The organism is Deinococcus piscis (genome assembly GCF_014653275.1).
GTDB classification, from domain to species: Bacteria; Deinococcota; Deinococci; order Deinococcales; family Deinococcaceae; genus Deinococcus; species Deinococcus piscis.
This window is the reverse complement of sequence record NZ_BNAL01000008.1, coordinates 80,338-92,064: the sequence shown is the minus strand read 5'-3', so window position 1 is coordinate 92,064 and position 11,727 is coordinate 80,338. Positions and strand designations below refer to the sequence as shown.

11 protein-coding genes are annotated in these 11,727 nt (G+C 63.1%); 6 read left to right on the top strand and 5 right to left on the bottom strand.

The window, feature by feature from the left end; all coding sequences use genetic code 11:
• Positions 1-130: 130 nt before the first annotated feature.
• From IE158_RS05000 to clpB, 5 genes are all read left to right on the top strand, one after another.
• Positions 131-652, top strand: coding sequence for a hypothetical protein (locus IE158_RS05000; protein WP_189642566.1), 522 nt, complete (start codon positions 131-133; stop codon positions 650-652).
• Between the two features lie 132 nt (positions 653-784).
• Positions 785-1,894, top strand: a complete 1,110-nt coding sequence (alr, locus tag IE158_RS04995; protein ID WP_189642565.1) for an alanine racemase — start codon at positions 785-787, stop codon at positions 1,892-1,894.
• Positions 1,895-1,918: 24 nt separating this feature from the next.
• Positions 1,919-2,431, top strand: a complete 513-nt coding sequence (locus IE158_RS04990) for a GNAT family N-acetyltransferase (RefSeq protein ID WP_189642564.1) — start codon at positions 1,919-1,921, stop codon at positions 2,429-2,431.
• Between the two features lie 24 nt (positions 2,432-2,455).
• Entirely contained in the window at positions 2,456-3,283 is an 828-nt protein-coding gene (locus IE158_RS04985) for a GNAT family N-acetyltransferase (protein WP_189642563.1), read from the top strand.
• A 139-nt stretch (positions 3,284-3,422) separates the two neighbouring features.
• Positions 3,423-5,981, top strand: coding sequence for an ATP-dependent chaperone ClpB (clpB, locus tag IE158_RS04980; RefSeq protein WP_189642562.1), 2,559 nt, complete (start codon positions 3,423-3,425; stop codon positions 5,979-5,981).
• Positions 5,982-6,021: 40 nt separating this feature from the next.
• Here the strand turns inward: clpB and IE158_RS04975 are convergent, their stop codons facing one another.
• The 4 genes from IE158_RS04975 to IE158_RS04960 form a co-directional block, all read right to left on the bottom strand.
• On the bottom strand, positions 6,022-6,648 hold the full coding sequence (locus IE158_RS04975; protein WP_189642561.1) for a hypothetical protein: 627 nt from the start codon (positions 6,646-6,648) through the stop codon (positions 6,022-6,024).
• 139 nt (positions 6,649-6,787) lie between these two features.
• A complete protein-coding gene (locus IE158_RS04970) occupies positions 6,788-7,330 on the bottom strand; it encodes a phosphatidylserine decarboxylase (protein WP_189642560.1) in 543 nt (180 codons plus the stop codon).
• Positions 7,331-7,400: 70 nt separating this feature from the next.
• Positions 7,401-8,123, bottom strand: coding sequence for a peptidylprolyl isomerase (locus tag IE158_RS04965; RefSeq protein WP_229838902.1), 723 nt, complete (start codon positions 8,121-8,123; stop codon positions 7,401-7,403).
• Positions 8,124-8,189: 66 nt separating this feature from the next.
• A complete protein-coding gene (locus IE158_RS04960) occupies positions 8,190-8,660 on the bottom strand; it encodes an Lrp/AsnC family transcriptional regulator (protein ID WP_189642559.1) in 471 nt (156 codons plus the stop codon).
• A 214-nt stretch (positions 8,661-8,874) separates the two neighbouring features.
• Between IE158_RS04960 and ald the strand changes: the two genes are divergently transcribed.
• Positions 8,875-10,002, top strand: a complete 1,128-nt coding sequence (gene ald / locus IE158_RS04955) for an alanine dehydrogenase (RefSeq protein WP_189642558.1) — start codon at positions 8,875-8,877, stop codon at positions 10,000-10,002.
• Between the two features lie 117 nt (positions 10,003-10,119).
• Here the strand turns inward: ald and murA are convergent, their stop codons facing one another.
• Positions 10,120-11,406: a UDP-N-acetylglucosamine 1-carboxyvinyltransferase gene (gene murA, locus IE158_RS04950; RefSeq protein WP_189642557.1), complete on the bottom strand. Its 1,287-nt coding sequence runs from the start codon at positions 11,404-11,406 to the stop codon at positions 10,120-10,122.
• Between the last annotated feature and the right edge of the window lie 321 nt (positions 11,407-11,727).

Here is an 11,727-nt window from a genome sequence, read left to right as displayed (position 1 = left end):
TCGTCTTCAGGAGTCAGTTGGGGGTCAAGTCGTCTGATGACTTAGTCTACACCCGGAAGCTACTTATGTTTCTCAAACAGACTGGGCAAATTTGGTCTCATGACACCCGGAACTTTTCTATGCTGCCTGGATGCGTCATTTGTTAGTTACCCTGGCCCTCGCAGCCCTCACCACCGCCGCCGCAGCGGGCCAGATTCCCGGCCAGCCCATCTACTACTTTCCCAAGCGGGACGTGATGACCGATGCCAATCAGGGGTCTTTGGCTATTGCCGAGGCCAACGACACCGGAGCTAACACTTTTGTCGGGGTCTTCTGCAACGGACAGGGCGGCTACGACATCATCCTGAACACCAAAAATCCGCTTATGACCGAGAACAGTTTTTACCTCAACCGTTCTCCGAATGTCATGTACCGCATCGACTCCGAGGCTCCCAAGACCGTGAAAACGGAGACCGCCTTTCTGGACGATGCCCCCGACCTGACAGCGGTGTGGTTTACCGAACAAGCCGAGAAGGAAATCTACAGAGCTTTTGTCAGAGGGCGCTCCAAAGTCACCATGCGGGTGATGCGTGACGGTATGGCGCCGCTAGATTACGTTTTTACCGCCAAGGGCTTTATCGCGGCGATGGAGAGAATCGGCAATTGCCGTTAGTGACGAGACACCTTCTGCCTTGCAAGTCATGGACACTCAGCCTATCCCCGGCCCTATCCAGAATACCTGCGCTAGACTCGCTCCCTAAACGCGCAGCACGAAGCCCTCGCTCCTCCTGAAAGGTTCTTTGCCGTGACGACGCCTCCCGCTTCCCACACTCCGCTTGCCTTCGCCCGTGCGCGGGCGCTCATCTCTGCCAGCGCCCTCCACCACAACCTGAAGTTCCTGAGCGGCAAGGCCGGAGTGCCGCTGCTGTGGCCGATGAAAGCCAACGCCTACGGCCACGGCCTAGAGGTGGTGGCTCCGGTGGCTGCCGAGTCGGATGCCGTGTGGGGCATGGCTGTGGCGACTCCGGACGAGGCCCTGAAGCTGAGCGCTGTGCTGCGCGGGCTCCACTGCTGCAAGCCGGTGATGCTGTTCGGGGCGTCTTTCCCGGAGGAGTGGCCGGCGCTGGTAGAAGCGGGGATTGAGTTCACGGTCAACACCCTGGCAGAAGCCGAAGCTTTGCCCCCAGGAGCACGCGCTCACCTCAAGGTGAATACCGGCATGCACCGCCTGGGGGCAGACCCCGCCGAAGCGGTAGAGATTGGCCGGCGGCTTGAGGAGCGCGGTCAACTGGCAGCCATCTATTCTCATTTCAGCGAGGCGGAGGCCGAAGATCAGACCCTGTCCTGGACACAGTTCCAGACTTTTCAGGAAGTCGTCCGCCACTTTCCGAACGTCCTGCACCATATGGGCAACTCCTCTGCGGTGCTGAACCTGGGGCCGCTCCCAGGGGTGGACCTTGCCCGCCCTGGCCTGAGCAGCTACGGCGTGATGCCCCCGATTGAAACCCCCGAGCTGATTCCCGCCATGACCGTGCAGGCCCGGATCACCTATCTGCACAGTGCCGCCGCCGGTGAACGGGTGGGCTACAACGGCCTGAGCACCCTGACCCGCGACACCCTGATCGCCACACTGCCGGTTGGATACGCCGATGGCTACCCACGCCGCGCCACTGGGCAGGCCGAGGTGCTGATTGCGGGTGAGCGACGCCCGGTGCTGGGCCGGGTCTGCATGGACCATATGATGGTGGACGCGACTGGGCTGGATGTGCGCCCAGGTGACTGGGTCACGCTGTGGGGCCACGACGCCCAGGGCAATGCGCTGCATATTTCCGAGCTGGCCGCGTGGAGTGACATGGCCGAGTACGAAATCCTGACCCGCCTGGGTGGACGTGTGGAGCGGTTCGCTGCGCCTTAGCGCCAAAGCGGCACAATGGTAGTCATGACCAAGCAGCCTGACCATTCCTCCGCCCCGGTACTGCGCTGGACTTCCGGCGACCCCCAGGCTGCGGCCCTGATTCTTCAGGCCACGGCCCGCAGCGTCCTGGCGCGTGGACATGAGGAGCTGTGGCCCCCCGACACCCTGACTGTAGACGCTCTGGCGCAGGATTATCCGGCGGACGGCTGGCAGGTGGCCTGGCAGGGTGAAGCGCCGGTGGGCTGCTTTGTGTTGATGGACCCTGATCCCGTGTTCTGGGCCGAGAAACCACGCGGCGAGGCACTGTACCTACACAAGCTGGCGGTGCATCCACAGGCACAGGGGCAGGGCCTCAACCGCGCCCTGCTGGACCGTGCCGAGGAGCTGACGCGGGCGGCTGGTCGCCGCTGGCTGCGGCTGGACACCGACGTGACCCGGCCCAAGCTGCAAGCCCTGTACACAGAATTCGGCTTCGATACGGTAGACCGCCAGCGGGTGATGGGCTTTGAAGTGTTCCGGTATGAAAAGGAAGTCTAGAGGCGGCCTGGCTACACTCTGCACATGCCCTTTCAGATTTGCGCTGCTGCGCCGGTATCGCTGCTCAGGCCACTGGCCGAGCTGTACGGCTGCTCAGAAGAAGACCTGAGCCCCACCGCGCCGCAGCTTGGGGCCGCCTGGACCGCCCGCAACAGTGCGGACGAGCTGCTGGGGTTGCTCGCGCTGCGCTTCTCTTCGCCGGCGTATGGGGCAGAAGTGATGGGCGGAGTCTGGACCGAGCAGGAACGCGGAGAAGTCGCCCTGGCCCTGTTGAGGTCGGCACTGGCCGAGCAGCCCTTGCTGTACGCCTACGCGGATGAAACCCACTGGCCCGTGCAGGCGCTGAGCGACGCGGGACTGAGCCCGGTCAGCGCCTATCTTCAGCGCTCTGGACCGTTGCCACAACTTCACCTGGAGATTCCAACAGGCTTTCGGCTACTCCCGCTGTCTGAGGTGAGCGACCCGGCAGACCGCTGGGCCGCACAGGAAGGCTACTCAGACCTGATCGGCCACACGCATGTCACTGCCGAAGCAACCGCGCCGAACGCAGCTGGCTCGGATGACACCCTGGGCTGCTTGGCCTACAGTCCGCAGGGCACAGCTGTGGGCGTCTGCCGGGTATGGCAAGAAGCAGATGGAATCAGCCTCACTACGCCTGCGGTCCGCCCGGAGGCGCGGGGGATCGGACTCCGCGAGGCCATGCTCGCCTGGGTCTGTGCGCGGGCCAGGAGACGCGGCCTGCACCACATCACCCTGGAATCCTGGGGGGACTCAGAGGCAGACCAGGCCTGGGACGCAGGTCTCGGGCTGACCCTCAAGGTCCACACGCCCATCTACGCTCCGGCGCGCTGAACCGAACGCGGTTGCCCCAGAGGTCCGTTCGGCCTCTTCCAGAATAAAGCCTCACTAAACTTGACATAGATACACTCAAGTTTTATACTTCCGACAGATTGAGCAAACACTACATTTTTCGAGCTCAGGAGGTAAGAATTTGAATCCCGAACGATTTACCGAAAGTGCCACGCAGGCCATTGCTGCCGCGCAGAGCCTGGCGCAGGGCAGCGGACAGCAAACGCTCACGCCCACGCATCTGATGCGGACCCTGCTGGACAACGACACCGCCGCCCGTGCCCTGACGCTGGCCGGAGCTGACCTGAATGCACTGCGGGCCAGTCTGGACGCCCAACTTGCCAAGCTGCCCCGTGTGCAGGGCGCAGGGGGGCAGCTGTACATGGACAGTGCGCTTCAGCGTGCCTTTCAAAAAGCCGATACGCTGGCGGAACAGCTGGGCGATTCCTTCGTGGCGGCTGACGTGCTGCTGCTGGCTGTGCGCGGCGAGATGAATGACCGTTCTCTGCCCAGTGAGGCCGACCTGAACCGCGCCGTAAACGAACAACGAAAGGGGAAAACCGTGACCGACAAATCCAGTGAAGCGCAGTTTGACGCGCTGAATAAATACGGCACCGACCTGACCCAGCGGGCCAGGGACGGCAAATTTGACCCGGTGATTGGCCGCGACGAGGAGATTCGCCGCACCATGCAGATTCTGCTGCGCCGCACCAAGAACAATCCGGTGCTGATTGGTGAGCCTGGCGTGGGCAAGACCGCCATTGCCGAGGGCCTTGCCATGCGGATCGTGAGGGGCGACGTGCCCGACGGTCTGAAGGACAAGCGCATCGTGAGCCTGGAAATGGGCAGCCTGCTGGCCGGAGCCAAGTTCCGGGGCGAGTTCGAGGAGCGCCTCAAGGGCGTGATTGATGAGGTGGTGCAGTCGGCAGGCGAAATCATCCTGTTCGTGGACGAAATCCACACCATCGTGGGCGCTGGCAAGACCGAGGGCAGCCCCGACGCCGGCAACATGCTCAAGCCTGCCCTCGCACGCGGCGAGCTGCACCTGATCGGCGCGACCACCCTGGACGAATACCGCGAAATCGAAAAAGACCCGGCGCTGGAACGCCGCTTCCAGCCGGTATTCGTGGATGAACCCAGCGTGGAAGACACCATCTCTATCCTGCGCGGTATCAAGGAGCGCTATCAGGTACACCACAACGTGGAAATCACCGACCCCGCACTGGTGGCCGCCGCTCAGCTGAGCAACCGCTACATCACCGACCGGCAGCTCCCCGACAAGGCGATTGACCTCATTGACGAGTCGGCGGCCCGGCTGCGCATGGCGCTGGAGTCGAGCCCCGAGCGCGTGGACCAGCTGGAGCGGCGCAAGCTGCAACTGGAAATCGAGCGCGAAGCCCTGAAAAAGGAAAAGGACCAAGACAGTGTCGCCCGCTTGAGCGACATCGAGAACCAGCTACGGACCCTGACCGACGAGCTGACTGAAACCCGCTCCCGCTGGGAAGCCGAGCGCGGCGAAGTGGGCAAGTTGCGTGAAAAGCGCGAGGCGCTGGACCAGGTGCGCACCGACATTGAGCGGGCCAAGCGCGACTATGACCTGCAAAAAGCCGCTGAGCTGGAATACGGCGAACTGCCCCGCCTCGAAAAAGAAGTGCATGAGCTAGAAAATCAGCTCAAGGGCGCAGAATTCGCCCACACCGAAGTGACCGAAGAAGACATCGCCGCGGTGGTCAGCCGCTGGACCGGCATTCCCGTGAGCAAGCTGATGGAAGGCGAGCGCGAAAAGCTGCTGCAACTTGAGGGACAGCTGCACCGCCGCGTGATCGGGCAGGAGCGGGCCATCGAATCGGTGGCCGACACCATCCGCCGCGCCCGGGCTGGCCTGAACGATCCGAGCCGCCCACTGGGCAGCTTCATGTTCCTTGGTCCGACGGGGGTCGGCAAGACCGAGCTGGCCAAAGCCCTGGCCGAGTTCCTGTTCGACTCCAGTGACGCCATGGTGCGGATCGACATGTCCGAGTACATGGAGAAACACACGGTGGCCAGGTTGATCGGAGCCCCTCCCGGATACGTGGGCTACGAGGAAGGCGGTCAGCTGACCGAGGCGGTGCGCCGCCGCCCCTACTCGGTGATTCTGCTGGACGAAATCGAAAAAGCACACCCGGACGTGTTCAACGTGCTGCTGCAAGTGCTGGACGATGGCCGCCTGACCGATGGGCAGGGCCGCACAGTGGATTTCCGCAACACCCTGATCATCCTGACCAGCAACGTCGGCTCGCCGCTGATTCTGGAAATGCAGGCGCAGGGCCAACCGGCGGACGATATCCGTGAGGCCGTGCTGGAAGAGCTGCGCGGGCACTTCCGCCCCGAGTTCCTCAACCGCGTGGACGACATTATCGTGTTCGATGCCCTGACCGCCGAGAACCTGCGGCAAATCGTGGATATCCAACTGGGCGGCCTGCGCTCCCGCCTGGCCGAGCGCCGCGTGACCCTGAATCTCTCGGACGCCGCCAAGGACCGCCTGGCCCAGGTCGGCTACGACCCCGCCTTCGGTGCCCGTCCGCTCAAGCGAGCGATCAGCCGCGAGATCGAGACGCCGCTGGCCCGCCGCATTCTGAGTGGTGAAGTGCCCGACAACTCGGTGCTGAACGTGGGGTACGAAAATGGGGAATTTACCTTTGAGACGGGCGCGCTGAACTGAGTGCCACCCAGGAGAAGCTGGAGCGATGGCTCCGGCTTTTTTATTGGGGCCAGCGAAGGCGGAGCGTCGGGTCAAGCGGAAGTTGACCTATGCTCTGACGCTTTTCATTCAGCAGGACGAGGTGTGATGGCGCGCCTGCACCATTTCGGCCCCACAGCAAGGCAGGCTGCCAGGTGCCACCGTGCCAGACTTCAAGCTGCTGCCCCTGCATGAGCTTGTCTCCGAACAGGAAAAAGGTTTGTCGGGGAGCTTGCCCCTGAACACCAAGCTTGCCTTCCCTCGGCGCACGCGAGCGCTGGGGCCTACCCGCCAGCATCTTCTCTGCGGCGCTGGGCGGGCAAATCCTCCTCAGGAAGGCTGGAACCTCTGCCAGCGTTGCGGGCCCCTCACCCGGCAACCCGTCAGGATGGCTGGGGAAAAATCCCACCCCTGCTTCAGCCAATGCTTCAACCTTGCGCCACTGCCCTGCGTCTCGCTGCGGCGGCGCTCTAAAGTCGGTGCCCATATTGGTCATCGGCTGGCGGCACTGCGGGCAAAGGCATTCGCCTGACCCTAGCGGCTGCTTGAAGGCTTTGCGGCAGTGGAAACAGGCGTAATGTTGTAAGCGCCCAGTCACTTCGTAGAACTCAGCGCGGTCTATGCGGTGGGTGCGCGGCTTGCGGGACATGCTGCAAGTTTAGAGGCTGGAGCTCGCCTGTTTGAGCGCCTGCCGGGCCGTGGGGGCCAATCTCAGAGCATCATTCACAGCAGCGGGGCGTGGTCGCAGGCCAGCGGTGATGACTGCCAAGTGCGGCCACATGCGCCAGTCAGCCCGTACGGATGTCAGCAAACCGCTGGGCCACCACCGTTTGCGCTCCGGTCACACGCTCGCCCACACGGGCAACCGGGCGGAAGCCTGCCCCGAAGGAAAGCACCACCCGCTCACCACGCTCCAAAAAGGCCAGCTTGTTACCCTGGCGCACCGGCTGACCCGCACTGAAATAGGTGCGGGCTTGTAGGCGTCCAGTAGGTGCAGTTAGGGTCACACCCAAGTCGTTCCCAAAAGTCAGGGTCAGGCCATCGGCGGGGCGAGTCTGTTCCGGCAAGTGGGCGTCCTCACGCGTGAGGGCCTGCACGGTCCCGTCCTGCGGCGCATAGACATACCGCACGCTGAGCGAGTCTAAGGCCACACCTAGCTGCCAGCCATCCTCGGTACGGCGCACAAAAGCCACTCGGCCATCTGCCGGGGACAGCAGGCCAGCGCCCGCAGGCGGCAAGCGAACCGGGTCGCGGTAGCGATAGCTGCGCTGGTGGTAGGCCCAGGCCAGCGCCGCAGCGCTCAGACCGGCCAGCAGGTGCTTGGACTTCATGGTGCAAGTATAGGGAGAGGAGCCGCGCAGGCCCCTCTCCCCTGTCAAAAATGCGTGCCGCACCCGAACTTCAGCGGGTCAGAATGGTCACGCTGCTGAGCACGTCGGCTTGAGCCCCAGCAATCGGCTGCTCGCCGTAAGGCCCACTGGCTGAAGTCTTGGTGAGGGCACGCAGTACGTCCATACCTTCCACCACCCGGCCAAAGACCGTGTACTGCCCATTCAGGAAGCTGGCCGGAGCCAGGGTGATAAAGAACTGACTGCCCTGCGAGTCGGGCGAGGCGCTGCGGGCCATACCAAGCACACCGGCTTCATTGAAGGTCAGGCCGCTGTCCACCTCGTAGCGGAACGAGTAGCCGGGGCCGCCCGTGCCCCATTCGGCTTGCTGGGCCAGGTCAGCGCTCAGGGGGTCGCCGCCCTGCGCCATAAAGCCGTCAATCACGCGGTGAAAGCGGGTGCCCTCATAAAAGTGATTCCGGGCCAGGAAGATGAAACTATTGACCGCCTGTGGAGCTTTGTCCGGATACAACTCCAGGGTGATCGGACCACGCGAGGTGTTCAGCACGGCGCGGTACTGCTTGCCCGGCTCAGTCACCTGCTCCGCGCGGGCAAAGGTGACCGTGCGCTGCGGGGCCAGATAGGGCAGTGCCTGCCAGCTGCCATCTTGCTGCGCTGGGGCAGGCACCTGAGAGTGGGCTTGGGGGGGAGCGTCATGCTGCTCTTGCATCCCTTGCTGCATGGGAGCACAGGAGGCGAGTAGCAGCACCGGCAAGGTCCAGACCAATTTGTTCATGGCTGCCATTTTACGGCCCCGCGGCTGGCTCCAGGCCATCTGGTCAGATATTCGCCTGTGCTGGGCTCACTCCAGCGGCAGCGCAGTGGTCTGCTTTTCCTGCTTGACCACCAGGATGGAATCGGTGTGCTGCACGAGTGGGTTGGCCGCGAGCACATCCACCAAAAAGCGCTGGTATTCCATCAGGTCGCGGGTCGCCACTTTCAGGAAGTAATCGGTGCCGCCAAGGCACAAGTAGCATTCCAGCACCTCGGGACGGCGGCGCATCTGCTCTCCAAACGTTTCAAAGCCCGCTTTGGTCTGCCCCGACAGGGTGACCCGCACCATCACCAGAAAGCCGCGCCCAATCATTTCCGGGTCCAGCAGCGCCACGTAGCGCCGAATCAGCCCGGCCTCTTCCAGCCGCCGCACGCGCCGCAGCGTGGGGGCAGGGGTCAGACCCACTTCGTCAGCCAGCTCGGTGTTGGCAATGCGGCCATCGCGCTGAAGGATGTTCAGCAGGCGGATATCGGTTTCGTCCAGTTGCAATGAAGCCATATTTGACAGAATTTTAGCAGCCTGACGCAGTCTTATTGCGCCCACCAGGAAGTGGCGGGCCGCAAGCGCAATCGTACTTGGGAGATGAAGGGTTAAGATTGCGTCATCTTTCAAGCATCAGGGACGGAAAGTCGGCCAGGGCCTATAGGCCGGGCTGGCCCGCGCAGCGCCGGATGGACCGGCCTGGCCTCCGCGCCCCCAGAGAGGACAGACTATGCATATCGGACTCCCCAAGGAAATCAAGGTCAAAGAAAACCGGGTCGCCATGACCCCCGGCGGCGTGGAGTCGTTGGTGCGCCGTGGGCACCGCGTGACCGTCGAAGCGGGCGCGGGCGTTGGCAGCGGCTTTAGCGACGACGCCTACCGTCAGGCTGGAGCTGAGCTGGGCACGGCTGCCGACGCCTGGGCCGCCGAAATGGTGGTCAAGGTCAAGGAGCCAGTCGCCAGTGAGTACGGCTACCTGCGCAGCGACCTGCTGCTGTTCACCTACCTGCACCTGGCCGCTGACCGCCCGCTGACTGACGCACTGCTGGCGGCGGGCACCACGGCAGTGGCTTACGAAACCGTGCAGCATAGCGACGGCAGCCTGCCCCTGCTGATGCCCATGAGTGAAGTGGCTGGACGCCTGAGCGTGCAGGCTGGTGCCTACCATCTGCAAAAGCCGGTGGGTGGACGCGGCGTGCTGCTAGGCGGCGTGCCTGGCGTCAAGCCCGGCAACGTAACCATCGTGGGCGGCGGTGTGGTGGGCACCAACGCAGCCAAAATGGCGATGGGCCTGGGCGCTCACGTCACGATTCTGGATGTGTCGCAGCGCCGATTGGCCTACTTGGATGATGTGTTCTTTGGGCGCATCACCACCATGATGAGCAGCGAAGCCAACTTGCGCGAGCTGCTGCCACAGACTGATCTGCTGATCGGCGCGGTCCTGATCCCCGGAGCCAAAGCGCCGCATCTGGTCACCCGCGACATGCTGAGCCTGATGCCCGAGGGGGCAGTCATCGTGGACGTGGCCGTGGATCAGGGCGGCTGCGTGGAAACCATTCATGCCACCACCCATGACGACCCGACCTATGTGGTGGACGGCATCATCCACTACGGCGTTGCCAACATGCCCGGCGCTGTGCCGCGCACCTCTACCCTGGCCCTGACCAACCAGACCATGCCTTACGTGTTCAGCCTGGCCGAGCATGGCGTGCAGGCGCTGCAGCGCAACGCTTCGCTGCTGCCCGGCCTGAACACCTACGCCGGACAGCTGACCAACGGCCCAGTGGCCGAAGCCTTCGGCATGCCCTGGACCGACGCCGCCGAAGCTGTGCGGGGCAGCGCGGCAGCAGCCCACTAAGCAGAATCAGCCTAGGCAGAATCAATCCAGCATCAGGAAAGGACCGCCTCCTCTAATGACGCGGTCCTTTTCCTTAAATGGTCTCTCTTAGCTGCTGCCCCTGAGTACGGGCAGCGCTCAGTCCATCGCAGAAGCGAGGTTGACTTCAGGCTGGTGGACATCCGCGCCGATGCTGCGCAGGCGGGCTGCCAGGTTCTCGTAGCCACGGTTGAGGTACTCTACGCCGTCAATCACCGTTTCACCGTCAGCCGTCAGACCCGCAATAAACAGGGAGGCGCCTGCCCGCAGGTCGGCGGCCTTGACTGGTGCGCCGCGCAGGTGAGCACCACGAATAATCTGGGTGTAGCCGCTCACTTTGATGTCGGCCCCCATGCGCTGCAACTCGGCCACATGGGTGAGGCGGTCTTTGTACACCGGGTCCTGCACGATGCTGGTGCCGTCTACCGTTGCCAGCAATGCACTCATCTGGGGTTGCAGGTCGGTGGGGAAACCGGGATAGCTCTGGGTGGTCACATCTACCGGGCGCAAGATGCCGCGCGTAGCGTCCACGACCAGCGAGTCAGCGCTCTCGGTGATCTGCACGCCCATCTCCTCCAGCTTGCTGCTCAGGGAGCGGACGTGGTCGGGGCGCAGGTCGGTCAGCGTCAGGCGGCTGCGGGTGGCAGCGGCGGCCAGCATAAAGGTGCCCGCCTCAATGCGGTCAGGAATCACCCGGTACTCGCCTCCGCGCAGGGCTTTTACGCCATAAATGTCCAGGGTGTTGGTGCCCGCGCCGCGAATGTCGGCACCCAACGAGTTCAGGAAGCCGATCAGGTCCACCACGTCGGTATCAATTGACGCATTTTCCAGGGTGACATGGCTGCCTTCGCCCAGCACCGAAGCCAGAATGGCGTTGTGGGTGCCGCCGACGGTCAACATCTCAAACACAAAGCGTCCACCAAAGTTCGCGCCCCGGCTGGCCTGGAAGTTACCGCCCTCTTCAGTGACATCAATCCCGATGGCACGGAATGCTTTGACGTGCTGATCTACAGGCCGGAACCCAAACGCGCAGCCGCCAGGCATGCTCACCGTGGCTTCACCGGCCCGGCCCAGCAGCGCACCCATCATGATGAACGAAGCGCGCATCTTGCTCACCAGCGCGTATGGCGCGTCGGTGTGCAGCAGCTCGGGCGTGTGGATGGTGAGGCTGTTGGGCCCCGTCCAAGCGTGGCGCGCGCCCACATGGCTGGCCAGCTCCAGGATGGTATAGACATCGCTCAACCGGGGAATGCCATGCAAAGTCACCGGCTCACTACTCAGAAGGCTGGCCACCAAAATGGGCAAGGCGGCATTTTTGCTAGGCTGGACAGCCAACTCTCCTCCAAGGGGATGACCGCCTTGGATACGCAGTGGGGATAGATGCATGGTTGTTCCTTTCGGGCGCTGCTAGGCAGCAGGGAAGTAAAGTAGAAAAGCTGACCGCTGGCCACTGTAGGGCCAAAGGGGTCACTCTTGTTTTAACCCCCGTTTCCCCCAAATATGTGAGGGAAACCAATCTCAAGCCGCATAGTAGCAGTGGATATGGGGAGTGTCCACGAACCACCCGCGCCCATCTGCGAACTTTACAGATGAAAAGCCACACACTTTTGAGCCGAACCGCCGCGCCAAGCACACATTTGTATAACCATACGCCGAGCTTTTGCCAGGAAATCATACCCGTGTCTTGTCATCCGGCAAGAAGGAGGA

What these genes read in the sequence shown, in the direction of transcription:
- IE158_RS05000 (WP_189642566.1), top strand. Translation starts at nt 131, where the DNA reads ATGCGTCATTTGTTAGTTACCCTGGCCCTCGCAGCCCTCACCACCGCC.
- IE158_RS04990 (WP_189642564.1), top strand. Translation starts at nt 1,919, where the DNA reads ATGACCAAGCAGCCTGACCATTCCTCCGCCCCGGTACTGCGCTGGACT.
- IE158_RS04985 (WP_189642563.1), top strand. Translation starts at nt 2,456, where the DNA reads ATGCCCTTTCAGATTTGCGCTGCTGCGCCGGTATCGCTGCTCAGGCCA.
- IE158_RS04975 (WP_189642561.1), bottom strand. Translation starts at nt 6,648, where the DNA reads ATGTCCCGCAAGCCGCGCACCCACCGCATAGACCGCGCTGAGTTCTAC.
- IE158_RS04970 (WP_189642560.1), bottom strand. Translation starts at nt 7,330, where the DNA reads ATGAAGTCCAAGCACCTGCTGGCCGGTCTGAGCGCTGCGGCGCTGGCC.
- IE158_RS04965 (WP_229838902.1), bottom strand. Translation starts at nt 8,123, where the DNA reads ATGAACAAATTGGTCTGGACCTTGCCGGTGCTGCTACTCGCCTCCTGT.
- IE158_RS04960 (WP_189642559.1), bottom strand. Translation starts at nt 8,660, where the DNA reads ATGGCTTCATTGCAACTGGACGAAACCGATATCCGCCTGCTGAACATC.
- ald (WP_189642558.1), top strand. Translation starts at nt 8,875, where the DNA reads ATGCATATCGGACTCCCCAAGGAAATCAAGGTCAAAGAAAACCGGGTC.
- murA (WP_189642557.1), bottom strand. Translation starts at nt 11,406, where the DNA reads ATGCATCTATCCCCACTGCGTATCCAAGGCGGTCATCCCCTTGGAGGA.